We start from the raw sequence: 15,377 nt of genomic DNA on the forward strand, positions 1-15,377 counted from the left end.
GAACCCTGTGGGAGCGAGCTTGCTCGCGATGGCGGCCTCAAGTTCACCGACGAAACACCTGAAGAAACACACAAGAACAGCCTGAGGAGATCATCATGAACGCGGCCATCGACGTTCTGCAGTCCAGCCATCAGCACATCAACCGCGACCGCCTGTGGCAATCGCTCATGGAACTGGCCAGGCTCGGCGCCACGGTCAAGGGCGGCGTGTGTCGCCTGGCCCTGACCGACCTCGACCGCCAGGCCCGGGACATCTTCGTCAAATGGTGTATCGATGCCGGCTGCACCGTCAGCATCGACGCTGTCGGCAACATCTTCGCCCGTCGCCCCGGGCGCAATCCCGACCTGCCACCGGTGATGACCGGCAGCCACATCGACACCCAGCCCACCGGCGGCAAGTTCGACGGCTGCTTCGGTGTGCTGGCGGGCGTCGAAGTGTTGCGCACCCTCAACGACCTCAACATCGAAACCGAAGCACCGCTGGAAGTGGTGGTCTGGACCAACGAAGAAGGCTCGCGCTTCGCCCCGTGCATGATGGGTTCCGGCGTGTTCGCGGAAAAATTCACCCTCGAGGAAACCCTGGCCAAGGTCGATGCCGAGGGCGTGACTGTGGGTGAAGCACTGAATGCCATTGGCTACGCCGGCCCGCGTAAAGTCAGCGGCCACAAGGTCGGTGCCTACTTCGAAGCCCACATCGAGCAAGGCCCGATCCTTGAAGACGAACGCAAGACCATAGGTGTGGTCATGGGCGCCCTCGGACAGAAATGGTTTGACCTCAAGCTGCGCGGCGTCGAAGCCCACGCCGGCCCGACTCCGATGCACCTGCGCAAGGACGCCCTGGTCGGCGCTGCGGTGATCGTCGGTGCGCTCAACCGCGCCGCCCTCAGCCATCAACCCCATGCCTGCGGCACCGTCGGTTGCCTGCAAGCCTATCCCGGCTCGCGCAACGTCATCCCCGGCGAAGTGCGCATGACCCTGGACTTCCGCCATCTGGAACCGGAGCGCCTGGACTCGATGATCGCCGAAGTGCGCGAAGTCATCGAAACCACCTGCGACGAACACGGCCTGACCTTCGAACTCACGCCAACGGCCGACTTCCCGCCGCTGTACTTCGACAAAGGCTGCGTCGAAGCCGTGCGCGACGCCGCCCAAGGCCTGGGCCTGTCGCACATGGACATCGTCAGCGGCGCTGGCCACGACGCGATCTTCCTCGCCGAACTCGGCCCGGCCGGGATGATCTTCGTGCCCTGCGAAGGCGGCATCAGCCACAACGAAATCGAAAACGCCGCGCCGGATGACCTGGCGGCCGGTTGTGCGGTGCTGTTGCGGGCGATGCTGGCGGCTTCGGCGGCGGTGGCGAAGGGCGAGTTGGCGGCCTGAGCCTAAAAAGATCGCAGCCTTCGGCAGCTCCTACGTCGGTTGCCTGGCCAGACTGCACGATCATCAACCGCTGCGGTCGTACTCTTCACAGGGGCCAAAATGGCCCGTCGCGTGTGTGGAGAGCCCATGAGCCAGGACGTTCTGAGCACCGATACCAATCGCCGCCAGTTGCAGCAAATCATCGCCGGCGTGTCCGACGGGGTGATTCTGCTCGATCCCGACCAGAGCATCCTGTGGGCCAACGAAGCGGCGCTGGCCATGCACGGTGCCTCGCAGACCAGCGATCTGGGCAGCAATGCCAAGGCGTATGCCAAACGCTTTGCCCTGCGTGATCGCAACAATCAGGTCGTGCCTGCCGACAGCTACCCGATCAACCGGGTGGCCCGTGGCGAGACGTTCAGCGATGTGCTGGTGAAGGTGACTTCGGTGGCGGACGAAGCGCGGTCCTGGGTCCATCGCGTGCACAGCCTGGTACTGGCCGACAACCACGGCGAGCCGGAATCGCTGGTGTTGATCATGGACGATGTCACTGACCGGGCCAGCACCGAGCAACGTTTCGCCACAGCGTTTCGCCTGTCGCCGGTGCCGATTCTGCTGTGCGGTGCGGCTGATCAACGGGTGCTGGACGTTAACGAAGCGTTCCTCGATACCTTGGGTTATCCCGGGGAGGATGTGCTTGGGAGCAGCATTGCGCAGATCGATTTCATCGATGACCAAAACGCGCGCATCTGGCTGTTCGCCGCGCTGGAGAAAACCGGCCGCCTGGACCGCATCGATGTGCGCTTGCGCCGAAAAGATGCCGGGTTGATCGATTGCACCGTGTCGGCGGACACCGTGAACATTCAAGGCAACCCCTGCTATCTGCTGGTGCTGATGGACATCACCGAGCGCAGGCGCACCGAGCTGGAGCTGGTGTCGGTCATCGAGGAAGCGATGAAGGACGCCTCATGGTTCAGCCGTACGCTGATCGAAAAACTGGCCAACGTGAAGAACGTCAATTCACCGAGGTTGCCCAGTGTGTCCTTCACCGACCTGACCACCCGTGAACGCGATGTGCTGGGCCTGATATGCGAAGGCCGGGCCGACAAGGAAATCGCCGCGCGCCTGAAACTCGCGCCGAACACCGTGCGCAACCATCTGGCGGCAGTGTATTCCAAGCTCGAAGTGCACAGCCGCAGTGAAGCGATTGTCTGGGCGCGGGAGCGGGGACTGTTCTCCAGTGAATGGCGGCCCAAGGGGCAGCGCTAAAGGTGCAAATGCCACCGGCCGGGCTATAAGTGATTCGCAGATTTTTATTTTTGTGACAGGTGTGTGGATTTTGCGCGCCGGTTCTGTTGTCACAAAAAATGTGTCTATCACTTATCGCGGGTCAACCTATGAAAGCTCTTGGGAAACGCGTTATCTCACCTTTGTCGCTGGCATTGTGCGTAGCGATCCTCGGCGGCTGTGCCAGTCCGCCACCCCCTCCAGCAGTCACTCCGCCACCTCCTGAACGCACCTGCCAGGCCATGGATAAAACCGATGTCCTCGGTGATGTACGGGCCGAAGACGGGCAAGTGACCCGAGTCACCACCACGACTCGTTGCGTCACGCAGTAAACCCGGGCTGCTCGGGGTGATGGTGATTTCCTTCATGGTCGTCTTGGGCGGCGGGGTGCCCCGGGACTTGCTGATTGGCGCCACGTCTCCTAGGGCTGTGGCCGACTGGCGTTCCTGGCGAGGTACAGCACTGCACCCGTCATCTCAAAAAAACTGAATGATTTGTAAGTCATAGGCGGTTTTTATCGCAACTTGTTCTAGTTGACCTGTCAGTTATGACAGTTTCCGGTGTGTCGATTTTTCCTGATAGTTAACGGACTGATTTTTCATGAACACCGTTGAAAAGGGAAACGCCGCCATGACCACCAATCTAAAAGCTGCAATCGCTGCAACAAGCCCTTGGGAAGATGCCACGTTGTTGATCAACGGAAAGAAAGTGGAGTGGGGCGCGAAACCTGTTTTTCTCCGTGGGCAGGTGAACGATGTGACGGTGGAGGCTCCACCCGCGCTCGCCAGGGAGCTCAATTTGGGGCTGGCTGAGGACGGCGGCTTGAGCATCGTTGCGTCGCCGGATTTTGGCAACTGGGTGGTTCCCGTCGATGGCAAGTTCAGTTGGAAAATTACGCCGGTCGCTGGCAAGAGCGGTCGTATCACCCTGGTTTTTTTCAGCAGGGAAGTGCTGGAGTCGTGGGAGCACCGAAGCAGTGTGATTTCGATCGATCTCGCCGACGAAGCTGTGCCTTTACTGAACGGTATTCCAATACCAGAAAGCGGTGTGGATCTTATCAGCGGCGAAACAAAAAAAATCACCTTGGCTTACAAAAATGGCAATCATTTGCAAGATGTTCCATTAGCGCTCGATTGGATTCCCAACCGCGGACTTCAATATCAGGATCTTCAAAGTAAGCCACCTCTTAAAGAACTGTCCAGTAGGCATGAGTGGAGCATTACTGGCGCTGAAAAGGAGGGAACGTTCAAATTTAAAATTTTCAATGATGGAGCGCAGGCCACACTGCTTACACCGACTAACAGATTGGTGCCTGCTTATAGGTTGAGGTACTTGGCGCTGGTGGGGGGTGAGTATATAGAGCTACCCGGTCCTCCGATTGAAATAAACGTGGTGACAGGTACCTACTACATGCTTATCCGAGTTAGAAGACCCGACAATTCTCCGGTAGTGGGAGTCTCTGTTACATTTAATGTTTATGGTTATACCCCTACAACGAGAACTACCAATTCTGACGGGGTCGCGTCTCAGCTATATATATTGCTTTCGGGTAAACGAGAATGTTCTGCGGTAATGACAATGGATGGCAAGGAATATGTGGGGAAGTTGCTTTTGAATGTTACATCGCCGAGTGAGAATGAGATAAATAAATAATCGCCTCGTCAGATGATTGAAAAAGAGTGAACGTTCATCGTCGAAAGTAAAAAGGCAGTCAATCGACTGCCTTTCTTTCATTCGGAAACCGAATCAGGACAGGAACCCACCATCCACATTCAACGAAACCCCAGTGGTATAGCTCGAAGCATCACTGGCGAGGTAAAGCACCGCACCTGCCATCTCACTCGGATCCGCCACGCGCTTGAGCGGGATCTGCTGCAAAGCGGTGTTCAGGATGGCTTCGTTTTTCACCAGTGCCGAGGCAAACTTGGTGTCGGTCAGACCCGGCAGCAAGGCATTACAACGAATCCCGAACTGCGCGCACTCCTTGGCAAACACCTTGGTCATGTTGATCACCGCTGCTTTGGTCACCGAGTAGATGCCCTGGAAGATCCCCGGCGAAACGCCGTTGATCGAGGCGACGTTGATGATGCTGCCGCCGCCGTTTTCGCGCATCAGCTTGCCGGCTTCGACCGACATGAAGAAGTAGCCGCGGATGTTCACGTCGACGGTTTTCTGGAAGGCGCTGAGGTCGGTGTCCAGCACGTTGCAGAACTGCGGGTTGGTCGCGGCGTTGTTGACCAGGATGTCCAGGCGGCCAAACTGTTCCTTGATGCCGGCGAAGACCTGGCTGATCTGTTCCATTTCGCCGATGTGGCAGGCAACGGCGGTGGCCTTGCCGCCGGCGGCGATGATCGCGTCGGCGACGTGCTGGCAGCCTTCGAGTTTGCGGCTGGAGACGATCACATGGGCGCCTTGCTGGGCCAGCAATTTGGCGATGGCTTCACCGATGCCACGGCTGGCGCCGGAGACGAAAGCGATCTTGCCGTCGAGGTCGAACAACTGAGTCTTGGACATGGGATTCCCTTATGAAAAGTCTTGTTGTTGAGTCAAATGCCGGGGTGTCGCTGATGCTGTTTGGTAGGGGCGGGTTGCTGCGTTTGGTCAGTGAGCGAGCGTTATCGTTAAAGACCATCGCGAGCAGGCTCGCTCCTACAGGGGATCGCATCAAGGTCAGAGGCTGGATTTCGAAATGACCTGCAAGCTCATCTGCTCCAGCAACTTGTTCATGTGAATGAACTGCGCGAAGCGTTTGTCCTGGGTCTGGCCGTGGTAGAAGCGGTAGTAGATCTGCTGCACGATGCCGGCCAGGCGGAACAGGCCGTAGGTGTAGTAGAAGTCGAAATTGTCGATGCGGATGCCCGAACGTTCGGCGTAGTAATCGACGAACTCGCGGCGGGTCAGCATGCCCGGCGCGTGGCTTGGCTGGCGGCGCATCATCTGCACCGGCGCCGGATCATCGGCTTCGATCCAGTAGGCGAGGGTGTTGCCCAGGTCCATCAGCGGGTCGCCGAGGGTGGTCAGTTCCCAGTCGAGCACGCCGATGATTTGCATCGGGTTGTTCGGGTCGAGGATCACGTTGTCGAAGCGGTAGTCGTTGTGCACGATGCTGGAGGTCGGATGGTCGGCCGGCATCTTGTCGTTGAGCCAGGCTTTCACCACATCCCATTGTGGCGCATCGGGGGTCAGGGCCTTTTCGTAGCGATCGCTCCAGCCTTTGATCTGCCGCGCCACGTAGCCTTCGGGTTTGCCGAGGTCACCCAGGCCGTAGGCGTTGTAGTCGACGCGGTGCAGTTCCACGAACTTGTCGATGAAACTCTTGCACAGGGCTTCGGTTTTCGCCGAATCCAGGCCCAGCTCCGGTGGCAGGTCCGAGCGCAGGATGATGCCGTTGACCCGTTCCATGACATAGAACTCGGCACCGATCACCGATTCGTCGGTGCAGTGCACGTAGGCTTTCGGGCAGTACGGAAAACCGTCGCGCAATTGATTGAGGATGCGGAATTCACGGCCCATGTCGTGGGCCGACTTGGCCTTGTGGCCAAAGGGCGGGCGACGCAGGACAAATTCCTGTTCGGGGTATTCCAGCAAGTAGGTGAGGTTTGAAGCGCCGCCCGGAAACTGGCTGATCTGCGGCAAACCGCTGAGCCCCGGAATATGGGCCTTGAGGTACGGATCGATCAGGCTGGCATCGAGCTCTTCGCCGGTGCGGATACGGGTGGACTGGTCGTTAAGCGCCATGCTTATCCCTTCTGCTTATTCTGGAGGCCTGAAACTATTGGCTAATCTAATGCGCACACGGCGCACCCACAACCGCGAACGGCTCTTATAGGTGAGCGTGTTGCCGGCCAATCATTGTTTTTGATACAGCTGTTTGAATCGCCATCAATGGGCGACCCGGCTCATGGCGGGCGGCAAGTCGATTGGCGTCAGCACCGGTTGATTGGAGAAAAACGCCACGAGGTTCTTGCCCACCAGTTCCACGGTGCCTTGGGTGGCTTCCGGGGACAGCCCGGCGACATGGGGTGTGAGGATCACGTTGTTCAGGGTCTTGAGCTCATCCGGCACTTGCGGCTCGTGATCGAACACATCCAGCGCGGCGCCGGCGATCCGGCGTTGCTCCAGGGCGGCGATCAGGTCAGCGGTGGCAATCACGCTGGCCCGGGCGATGTTGACGATAAACCCCTTGGGGCCCAACGCGTCCAGTACCTGGCGATTGATCAGGTGCCTGGTACCCTGGCCGCCGGGCGTGGCGACGATCAGGAAGTCCGAGGCGCGCGCCAGTTCGGTCGGCGTCGAGCAGAAGGTGTAGGGCACATCGCTGCGATGCTGGCGATTGTGGTAGCAAATGTTCATGTCGAAACCGGCGCTGGCGCGTTTGGCGATGGCCATGCCGACCGCGCCGAGGCCCAGGATGCCCAGGCGTTTACCGGCGAGGGAAGGGCGCATGATCTTCGGCCACTCGCCGCGCCGTACGGCGGCATCACAGCGGGGTATGTCGCGCACCAGCGACAGCAGCAGCGCCATGGCATGGTCGGCGACGGACGAGGCGTTGACCCCGGCGCCATTGGTGACGGTGATGCCCCGGTCGGCGGCGGCCTGCAGGTCGACGTGTTCATAGCCGGCACCGATCACGCAGATGATCTTGAGGTTGGGCAGGGCGGCGATTTCATCGGCATACAGCCCCAACGGGCCACGGGTGAGGACGGCGTCGATCTGCCCGGCGTGGCGGGCGATGGCTTCGGCGCGCTCGGCGGGCGTCGGGGCCAGAATCAGGTGGAAGCCCTGATGTTCGAGGATGGACAGGTAATCATTGATGGTTTCAACCAGTACCAGGACGGTTACAGGCATGCTTGGCTCCCTGTGGCATCGTAAATCGGCTCGAATGTCACTTGAGATTGCTGATTTCAGGGTGGCTTGGCAACCACCAGCGATCGCAGTGCAGGAGCTGGCGAAGCCTGCGAGCTTTTTATTGCGTGGGGGGAAGTCGCTTCACTTCGACGGCGTGAGAGCGGCCCGGGCGGCCTCAAGAAACTCATCCGACAACGGATCGCCGCGGGTGGCTCGGGACAGCATCAGCGCACCGAACATCAGCGAATACTGCACCAGCGCCTGCTGCCGCTTGCTGGCTTCGTCCTCTGAGTCCAGCAGCGAGCCGAGGGAGTCGAGCAGGTTGTTCAGGCCCTGCAGATAGGTTTGGCGCAATCCGCTCTCGGCGGCCTCATGGCACATGTCCCCGGCGAAGGCCACCACCGGGCAGCTGTCGCCCGGATTGTCCCGGCTTTCGCTGGACAGGTAGGGTTCGACCACGGCGCGGCGGGCGGCGTCCTTGTTGTCATGCTCGGCCACTCGCGCTTGCCAGCGTTGCGCGGCCTGCTCGAAAGCCCGGCCGCTGGCCTCTTGCGCCAGGGCTTCCCTGGATTCGAAGTGCCCGTAGAAACCGCCGTGGGTCAGGCCCGCGGCAGCCATCACATCGACCACACTGATCCCGTGCAAGCCGCGTTCGCGAAACAGCCGGGTGGCGGCTTCGACGATGGTCTCGCGGTTGAGGTCGGCTTGTTTGCGGGAAACTCGGGGCATGGGTCATTCTCGGTTTGCAGGTTGAACATCAGAGGGCGTACTGGGCAATTCCGTTGCCAAACGACCAGTTCTCTTTTTTCACTTCCACCAGATTAATGAAAACGTCCTCCAGGCGCACGGCCAGCTCTGCATTAAGGCTTTCGGCGATGGTTTTGTAGAGGCGTTTTTTCTGCTCGACGGTTCGTCCTTCGCTCATGGTGATCTGGATCACCACCAACTGGTCCGAGCGGTTGATGCCCAGATAACCGGGGTCAAAGATGAAATGCTGCTCGTCGTGTTCGGCCAGGATCTGGAAATTGTCGTGTTCCGGTACGCCAATGGTCTGGCGCATGGCGGCATAGATCAATTGGCCGATGCGTTTGGCGTGGGTGGGGTCCTGATGTTTTTTGATATCGACGCGAACCAGTGGCATGGGAAGACTCCAGGAGGAATGCAGGTCGGTTAAAAATACATGACGTTTGACCTTTATCAAGTGGTGGATGCTGTCTGGCGATGAAACGTAGCCTCAAAAACACTGCAATTCCTTGTGGGAGCGAGCTTGCTCGCGATGGCGGTGTGTCTGGCAAGTAGATGTTGGATGTGCCAAAGCCATCGCGAGCAAGCATAGGGTTCCATTATTTATTGGCATGACAAATGCGAGATTAGGTACTAAGGCAGTGATATTTGCCATTAAGTTTGGATATGTTTTTCAGGAAAATTGGTACACGGTTTTGTTTAGGCATTCTTTCCTGGTATGCCGGAGCAGGCACGATGCCGTTGCGAAGCAAGACCCGGACATGCTTGTGCTCACTCATGATTATGTGGAATGAATGATGGTAGGTTTTGCTGGCAGTTTTTCGGTGGAGGGGTGATCACCGAGGCATGACTCTGACGACGGACTTATGGCGTGTGACCTAAAAGGTGGCTGGGTGTAGAGTGATGGATTTTTCTAAACGTTCGTCGCTGAAATGTGTTACTCGTCGAGCACTCTCCTTGCAACGAATTAAATACAAAAAAGTTATGGGGATTTTTCAAAGTCACTTTGATCCTGTTATGGAGATATCCACGTAAAATATATTTTAGCGGATCAGTTGCGATGACGTGGTGCTGACGACTCGTAGGCCAAAAAGGCGTGTAGGGTAATTAAAAATTAACCTATCCAACTTACTCTTTTGATAAAATGTCAGTCGTCACAGTGATCACGGTTAATGTGTTATTTTACGCGTTCTCATGTTTAAGTGTTCGTGTGAGGTGATTTTCACTAGATCAGAGCAGAGTAATAGTAACTTGAGCCCGTTGTATGCGAAACTCATCAAGTTGGTCCCGCGGCACTAGTCCAAGTCGTTTTCCTAGGGGGAATGTAACGTCGTTAAAAATTAGTTTCTTTTTTTTGACTAAATGTCGAATATAACCATGGGGGACATTTAAGATTCTTTCTGCTTCTTCGTAAGAAATATAATTTTGGAGGATATTGCAAACCGTTGCACTATCTTTTTTAGTGATATATCTTGCAGATTTAAATGTTTTGAACCGGGCTAATCCGGTGGCTAGAAATTTTCGATAAAACAATGACTTTGAAATCGAAAATCTTTCGCAGATTGAGTTTGTATTGATGCAGTACTCAGGCTCGCTGATGTCTGTGATGTTATGTCTTAAAGGTCGTGTTATTGCGCTTGGTCGGTTTTTAAGTGAATTAATAGTGGTGTCCGGAAGGGTGGTTTTGTTATAAATGAGGACTCTTCCGGAATTTACAAGCGGGCCGCTTATAGGCATTATCCCAGCCGCACTGAGAAGGTGCGAGACCTGCTGAGGAGAAGTGTTAAGCTTTTCTGATAGCTCATAAATTCTAACGTATTTCTTGTTAAAATTCAAAACTTCTTCTTTTGAAATAAGGTAACGCCCTCGGCTACCTCTGAATTGGCAGGAAATGAGCTGTTCTCGAATCAAATAGTTTATTTCACTCGTCGAAATGGATAACAGTTTCGCACATTCAACGCAGGTTAAAAAGTTCGAGGTGTCCTGCATTTCGACACGGGGAACGTCAAGGCGTTTTCTTCTTTCAGGAGCGTGTCTAGATTGACGTTCGTTGATAATGGTGGAGAGTCTAAATGAAAGTGTTTTTTTAATGATGACTGTTCCCTCGCTAAAGTTGCTTTTTTCAACATGGAACTTATGTTTTAGTATTGTACTATTGATTACAGAGGCTGGGGTGTTCCACTCCCGCGCTAGCCGTTGGCTGCACACGTAATGCTGGTTGAAGAATTCGATGTTGGTTCGGCCAAATCTTAGTTCTAATCCTTTTTCGGCTAGTTTGATGTACCTTGTTTTAGGTCCGAGCAGGTTTGTGTTTAGAGCTAAGACTTTGATGGTTGACTCTGGAATGCCAGTTAAAAAACTCGCTGCGGCGAGCGAGAAAATTTGTTTATATCCGGAGTCTAGTTTTCTTTGGTGTAGGTCATTGTCTAGCTTGTTTTCGGAAGCCATAACCTTCTTTAGATTTATTGCATCCTTTAGACTGATTTGCGCTCTTCTGCCGATGCCTTTGAAAAAAGAGTGTCGGTGCTTTAATTTGTACCAAGCGCTCTGAGATATACCGATATAGACGAGCAGTTTTCCCAAGCTAAGTGTGATTTTTGCTACGTGGGCGTTCTGCTCGGAGGTTGTCGAAATCAATTTCTGTCGGAGAGTTGCGGCGGTAGTACTTTTGATTTCGTTAGCGAAGATAGCTAAGATGACATCTATTTCTTCTGCCGAACTGCTGGGAAGAAAATCATGGATCGCATCTTTCATACCATCCACATCCTCGCAGCTAATTGCTATGGCTAAATTGCGCCGGGCGGTTTTCATTGCTTCTTCGTCAGCGAACGTTTCATGTTCTAGCGTTGCAAGGTTTCGCTGTATAGATGCGATTTTCTCTGCATTACCCAATTGAAATAATTGCAATAAATGCTGATCGGGTGTCATTTCGGAGTTTGGCAGTTTTGGGCTGACCAAATAGTGACCGCACTCACAACGATTTGTTAGCTGCACCTTCCATTTTATTTTGGTACCGCAAGTAGGGCAGCAAAATAAAAAAGCGCGATTATGAAAAGGGCAGCTCATAAAAAAACTTATGTTCTTCGGAAATTTTTCATAGCCTTCCTTCAGACATTGGGTGCAGAGCGCAGAGCCTTCGCACCTCAAATTAGAATATGTAATTTCTATGCCTTTTATTATTGCATTAGAGCGTTTTATCAGAGGGTGTGTTGGTTGATAAAAGTTGGCTATAATATGTTTGGCGTACTTTGGTGCGCAAACTTGAAGTGTCTTGGATATCGCTGAATTGGCCAGCAAAAAATTGCCGTAAGGTGATTGGTGTGTCGCTTTGTTAAGCCAGGTCAGTAAAGCGTGGCAATTTTTAAACCCATTTTCTTTGGCGGTGCGCTGGATGGCGCTGATGGGGCTTTCATCGGGCAAAGGAAACGGTATGAAGGAAAGAAAGGAAATTTTCATTTGTCACCGCTCGTCATATCGAGCAGGCGGTTTTTAGTAACCTCAAAAGGATTTCCCTCCGACAAGATACAATGGTCATGGCGTGTGATTTCAAAAGCATATGAAAAATCTTCACGCCGCAAAATTGCGTCCCCTCGATATAATGAGAAAGAAAACGCATTCGACAAATGCAGTCTTAGATCCTCCATTATTCCTCCAGACGCAACAAATAATGGAAGAGCGATGTCAGGTTCATGCAAATGGACGCCTTTGTTCAATTTCCCAATTTCGTACATTTTCTTATCAAGACCACGTAGCACAAGTTGGAAGTCTGAGGTCGGTTCTGTTAGATCGAGTTGAAGAGGCGTGAGACGGGCAAAAAAAGGAAATCGGCGCCGAAGTATGTCTTTTTCGTAAAAGAAGCTTTCAATGTCTGGCGTGCCAAGTATGACGAAAGGGATGCCGGTGCGATCAACAAGTCGTGCGACGCAGTTGATTACATCAATGCGTGCCTGTTCGGCTTTTTTGTCTGCAAGCATTTGGAATTCATCTAGAAAAGCCACCTCCACCTTTTGTAGTAGGATCTGTCGTATAGCGCGCTGAGTCAGTTCGAAAGCATCTCCCGAATATGCTTCAAACTTCAAGGATTCCAAGAGAGCTTTGGCAAAGGATTTAATCGTCGCTTTGGTGGGGAGCCCGCAATACATCGTAGGTCGCCTGTTCCATGCTCCACGCTCATCTTTTCCTGAACTCTCCCGAGGGTATGTCGATATGACCTGACTTGCCAAAGTGCTTTTTCCGCAGCCAGACTCTCCTACGAGGACCACGCAAGAGGGAATACCGCGCATTTGCGTGGCCTGAATGGAACGCATGACAGTCATGTAGGCAAGGTTATAAGACCGGTAATTGATAATTTGTGATTCAAATAACTTCAGCTGTTTGGTGATATCAATCATTTTTCGTAACCTCCGAAATGTCGCCTACAGCGGGCGCGGTATACGTACCAACAAATTTCTCGATATCGGTAGTAGGAAGATAAGCGTTATCGGGCGGTTTGGGACGGCGAGGGGTATTCGACGCGGGGCGTGCCTGACCAATTTTTTCGTCCGTTTGTGCCGCTTTACGACGCCCTCGTTTGTGTTCGTAGTCGTAGCGTTCCTGCATGATGCGGGTTCTGTGATCGCGTGCCTCTTTGAAGTTGAGTCCCTTGGCCTCCTTGTTTTGAGCGGCGTTTAACAGCAGATGCAGGTCTAGGGTAAGACCATCTTGATAACTCATTTCACAGCCTTTGGCGCGAAACTCTTTTCCGGGGTAATCGGGGTGGGTAACCACCACTTGCCCGAGGTCGCTTGCGTCGTAAAAAATGGTGAGAAGCTGATCCTTAGTCCCCAGATCGTGGAGGTTTTTCAGCTCACCGCAGCTCCATTGAAGGTTTTTGAAACGGACTTTGCCTTCGACGAGTTTGGAGCTTGTTTGACTCAAGAAGAGGCGGGACATGTCCTCGGAAGGGATCAGCCGCAAGGGCGGTTGTTGTTTTGCTAGCTTGGCCCACATTTTGTTTGGCGACGTGCCGATACCACGATGCCGACGCTTGTGATAGACATTTTCCAGCCAATCCTCGAAGCGTTTCTTTATGTCCTCAAGGGTGTAGATCGCCTTTTTCTCCGAAGAATAACCGCCGCGCTCCTCGGGGCAGGAGAAGGTGGTACCGCGCAGCCTGTGTGTGAGCCCAGTCGTCAGCGTTTTGAACCAACGCTCTGCGTAAGGTTTTTCGTTAGGGCACCTAACCCGGCAATATAGGATATTGGGTCCGAGCAGGGGAAAGAGACCATCCAGCGCATCTTTTTTGGTGTTCTCTGAGCCATTGTCTACCCGGTATTCTTCACCGACACCCACCCGGTGGAGGGAGTCCTTGAGTGCGCGGATCGATTTCTGTGCCGAGGGGGGGTTGATCGAGATGTCCCAACCAATCACACGCCGAGACGCGACGTCCAACAAGATGGTGAGCGCGGCTTTGCCGATCGTGTCTCCATACTCATTGACCAGTTCGATATCCAGAGTGTGGGTATCCCCTTCAATCCGCTGCAGGAGACGGTATTGACGTCTGAGCTTCACGCTCCATCGGCTGGCCTTGATTGCTTCCTGCGCGCCTTTTTGTTTTAGCAGGCGGCGAAACTCACCATTTTCCTTGATCCGTCGACGGAGAGTGCTGCCGGACGGAATGATAAGCTGATCAGTTGGCGGCCGAAGCGCGTTGTATGCTTCCAGCGCGGACTCGATCGCCCCAATGATGTCGCGGATCGATTCGGGTTCTTGTATGTAGTAGTACTTGTCCAGGCACTCCTCGATCGTTTCTCGAGTGATCTCCGGCAGTCGCTCCCATTGATCCTTGTGTAGCTTTTTTAAGGGAATCAAGGCGGTCACCGATTCATTGCGTTCCAGGTAGCGGTGCACCCAGTTACGCAGCGTGTTGAAGCACGGCGGGCTGGTGTCACCGATAATGTCTTTCACATCGGCGATCAGTGCTTTGCAGGCTGCCCTTGGCAACCGGCTATTGAATCGTTCGACGGCGGCTCGTACGTATGCAATGCGGCGATCGAATGCCACACGACTGTCCTGATCGAGGGCTGCCACAATCTGGTGGTATCGGCCAGAAAATGGAGCTTCACGCACCTTTACAAATCGGTGGCGTTTCGCGGCTTGCTCAAGGCGTTCGAGCTTCTGCAGACGCATGTTCGATGGGTGCGTGCTGCTGTGCAGTTCTACGAACCCGCAGGACACGTTCGCGATCACGTAGACATGCCCGTTGTAGCGGTACTCCTCACCGACAATCAGTTCAAGGCCACCTGCTTCGTTGTTCATGACCGTGCACTCGTTAACGCAATGGCAGACGTGCGAGTGATGGGGAGACGCAGGTCGGCGGTTGCACCTCCGTAGAAGAGCTGGTAAGCAATGTCGCTGAAATCAGCTCTGGCGTCTAAGAGCTCCTGGACCGTGCAGTCGTTGTGATGCTTGAGGATATCCAGCGCGAGGCTAGGGCCTTGTGCGTTGAAGCTGAAGGAATAGCTGTAGAGGTAGCGCCATTGAAGCAGTTCGCAGTAGCTGATGTTCGTGTATGGCTGGCAAGGGCAGAAGAGATAGCCCATCTCCCCGAACCAGTCTTCATGACGAACGAGTTGGTCTTCACAGCCGTCGGACATAAACCTGGCGGTTTCGAAAAAGACCAGCCCCAAATCATCGCCATAGGCACATACGGCGGGGGTGTACCGAAATGCCCGGCTGGGCTGAATTAACGTGTATGGGGTTGGCTGGTAGTAGCGGATGTCGCGTCTGCGTTCCAGCATTAGGCAGAAATCCAGCAGGGTGGGCGACATCCGTAAATGGTTGCCGTTTTTCCTTGACTGGAACACCACCAATTGCTGAAAGGGCGATCCGCAGCGCCGTGGTTTGATTAGACGCACCTCCACGTCGCGGACAGACTCGGGTTGTCGAAAGAACAGTTCGGTCTTCATCGTTTAGTCCTCGCCGAGGGAAAACCTTTCACCTGGTTGCGTTGCCTTTTCGGTCAACGCAACGCAGAAAGAAACAGGACAAGCGCAGTGAATGGCGCTTGTCCTCATTTCTGTACTCACAGCCGCAAGCAACAGATGGCGGGATGGCCGTTTAAACGGCGGGACCTCTGACACGGAGCTGCGTTTGTCCCAT

13 protein-coding genes are annotated in these 15,377 nt (G+C 54.4%); 4 read left to right on the top strand and 9 right to left on the bottom strand.

Features of this window, described 5'->3' with window-relative positions:
• The first annotated feature begins 95 nt into the window (after window positions 1-95).
• From WHX55_RS12905 to WHX55_RS12920, 4 genes are all read left to right on the top strand, one after another.
• Window positions 96-1,379, top strand: a complete 1,284-nt coding sequence (locus WHX55_RS12905; protein ID WP_353742786.1) for a Zn-dependent hydrolase — start codon at window positions 96-98, stop codon at window positions 1,377-1,379.
• A gap of 126 nt (window positions 1,380-1,505) precedes the next feature.
• Complete coding sequence (locus WHX55_RS12910) at window positions 1,506-2,627, top strand: PAS domain S-box protein (protein WP_353742787.1); 1,122 nt, start codon at window positions 1,506-1,508, stop codon at window positions 2,625-2,627.
• A 384-nt stretch (window positions 2,628-3,011) separates the two neighbouring features.
• On the top strand, window positions 3,012-3,134 hold the full coding sequence (locus WHX55_RS12915; protein WP_353742788.1) for a hypothetical protein: 123 nt from the start codon (window positions 3,012-3,014) through the stop codon (window positions 3,132-3,134).
• 111 nt (window positions 3,135-3,245) lie between these two features.
• On the top strand, window positions 3,246-4,298 hold the full coding sequence (locus tag WHX55_RS12920) for a hypothetical protein (protein WP_353742789.1): 1,053 nt from the start codon (window positions 3,246-3,248) through the stop codon (window positions 4,296-4,298).
• Window positions 4,299-4,391: 93 nt separating this feature from the next.
• Here WHX55_RS12920 and WHX55_RS12925 read toward each other — a convergent pair whose 3' ends face one another.
• From WHX55_RS12925 to WHX55_RS12965, 9 genes are all read right to left on the bottom strand, one after another.
• Window positions 4,392-5,159, bottom strand: coding sequence for an SDR family oxidoreductase (locus tag WHX55_RS12925; protein ID WP_008046696.1), 768 nt, complete (start codon window positions 5,157-5,159; stop codon window positions 4,392-4,394).
• 156 nt (window positions 5,160-5,315) lie between these two features.
• The gene (locus WHX55_RS12930; RefSeq protein WP_150754674.1) at window positions 5,316-6,383 is read right to left on the bottom strand and encodes a phosphotransferase family protein; all 1,068 of its coding nucleotides are present in this window, start codon (window positions 6,381-6,383) and stop codon (window positions 5,316-5,318) included.
• Between the two features lie 144 nt (window positions 6,384-6,527).
• Window positions 6,528-7,493, bottom strand: a complete 966-nt coding sequence (locus tag WHX55_RS12935; RefSeq protein WP_353742790.1) for a 2-hydroxyacid dehydrogenase — start codon at window positions 7,491-7,493, stop codon at window positions 6,528-6,530.
• A 141-nt stretch (window positions 7,494-7,634) separates the two neighbouring features.
• On the bottom strand, window positions 7,635-8,222 hold the full coding sequence (locus tag WHX55_RS12940; RefSeq protein ID WP_150754676.1) for a TetR/AcrR family transcriptional regulator: 588 nt from the start codon (window positions 8,220-8,222) through the stop codon (window positions 7,635-7,637).
• Window positions 8,223-8,250: 28 nt separating this feature from the next.
• Window positions 8,251-8,634: a tautomerase family protein gene (locus WHX55_RS12945; protein ID WP_353742791.1), complete on the bottom strand. Its 384-nt coding sequence runs from the start codon at window positions 8,632-8,634 to the stop codon at window positions 8,251-8,253.
• 833 nt (window positions 8,635-9,467) lie between these two features.
• Window positions 9,468-11,693, bottom strand: a complete 2,226-nt coding sequence (locus WHX55_RS12950; RefSeq protein WP_353742792.1) for a TniQ family protein — start codon at window positions 11,691-11,693, stop codon at window positions 9,468-9,470.
• Window positions 11,690-12,628: a TniB family NTP-binding protein gene (locus WHX55_RS12955; protein ID WP_353742793.1), complete on the bottom strand. Its 939-nt coding sequence runs from the start codon at window positions 12,626-12,628 to the stop codon at window positions 11,690-11,692. The genes WHX55_RS12950 and WHX55_RS12955 overlap by 4 nt, the downstream gene beginning before the upstream one ends.
• Window positions 12,621-14,534: a hypothetical protein gene (locus WHX55_RS12960; protein WP_353742794.1), complete on the bottom strand. Its 1,914-nt coding sequence runs from the start codon at window positions 14,532-14,534 to the stop codon at window positions 12,621-12,623. Before WHX55_RS12960 ends, WHX55_RS12955 begins: the two co-directional genes overlap by 8 nt.
• Window positions 14,531-15,184: a hypothetical protein gene (locus tag WHX55_RS12965; protein WP_204928896.1), complete on the bottom strand. Its 654-nt coding sequence runs from the start codon at window positions 15,182-15,184 to the stop codon at window positions 14,531-14,533. The genes WHX55_RS12960 and WHX55_RS12965 overlap by 4 nt, the downstream gene beginning before the upstream one ends.
• Window positions 15,185-15,377: the final 193 nt, after the last annotated feature.

The organism is Pseudomonas fluorescens, from assembly GCF_040448305.1.
Lineage (GTDB): Bacteria > Pseudomonadota > Gammaproteobacteria > Pseudomonadales > Pseudomonadaceae > Aquipseudomonas > Aquipseudomonas fluorescens_BH.

Excerpts from the sequence above, each read along its gene's own strand:
- WHX55_RS12930 (WP_150754674.1), bottom strand. The coding sequence starts at position 6,383 with ATGGCGCTTAACGACCAGTCCACCCGTATCCGCACCGGCGAAGAGCTC.
- WHX55_RS12905 (WP_353742786.1), top strand. The coding sequence starts at position 96 with ATGAACGCGGCCATCGACGTTCTGCAGTCCAGCCATCAGCACATCAAC.
- WHX55_RS12945 (WP_353742791.1), bottom strand. The coding sequence starts at position 8,634 with ATGCCACTGGTTCGCGTCGATATCAAAAAACATCAGGACCCCACCCAC.
- WHX55_RS12935 (WP_353742790.1), bottom strand. The coding sequence starts at position 7,493 with ATGCCTGTAACCGTCCTGGTACTGGTTGAAACCATCAATGATTACCTG.
- WHX55_RS12915 (WP_353742788.1), top strand. The coding sequence starts at position 3,012 with ATGGTCGTCTTGGGCGGCGGGGTGCCCCGGGACTTGCTGATTGGCGCC.
- WHX55_RS12940 (WP_150754676.1), bottom strand. The coding sequence starts at position 8,222 with ATGCCCCGAGTTTCCCGCAAACAAGCCGACCTCAACCGCGAGACCATC.
- WHX55_RS12950 (WP_353742792.1), bottom strand. The coding sequence starts at position 11,693 with ATGAAAATTTCCTTTCTTTCCTTCATACCGTTTCCTTTGCCCGATGAA.
- WHX55_RS12910 (WP_353742787.1), top strand. The coding sequence starts at position 1,506 with ATGAGCCAGGACGTTCTGAGCACCGATACCAATCGCCGCCAGTTGCAG.
- WHX55_RS12925 (WP_008046696.1), bottom strand. The coding sequence starts at position 5,159 with ATGTCCAAGACTCAGTTGTTCGACCTCGACGGCAAGATCGCTTTCGTC.
- WHX55_RS12955 (WP_353742793.1), bottom strand. The coding sequence starts at position 12,628 with ATGATTGATATCACCAAACAGCTGAAGTTATTTGAATCACAAATTATC.
- WHX55_RS12965 (WP_204928896.1), bottom strand. The coding sequence starts at position 15,184 with ATGAAGACCGAACTGTTCTTTCGACAACCCGAGTCTGTCCGCGACGTG.
- WHX55_RS12960 (WP_353742794.1), bottom strand. The coding sequence starts at position 14,534 with ATGAACAACGAAGCAGGTGGCCTTGAACTGATTGTCGGTGAGGAGTAC.
- WHX55_RS12920 (WP_353742789.1), top strand. The coding sequence starts at position 3,246 with ATGAACACCGTTGAAAAGGGAAACGCCGCCATGACCACCAATCTAAAA.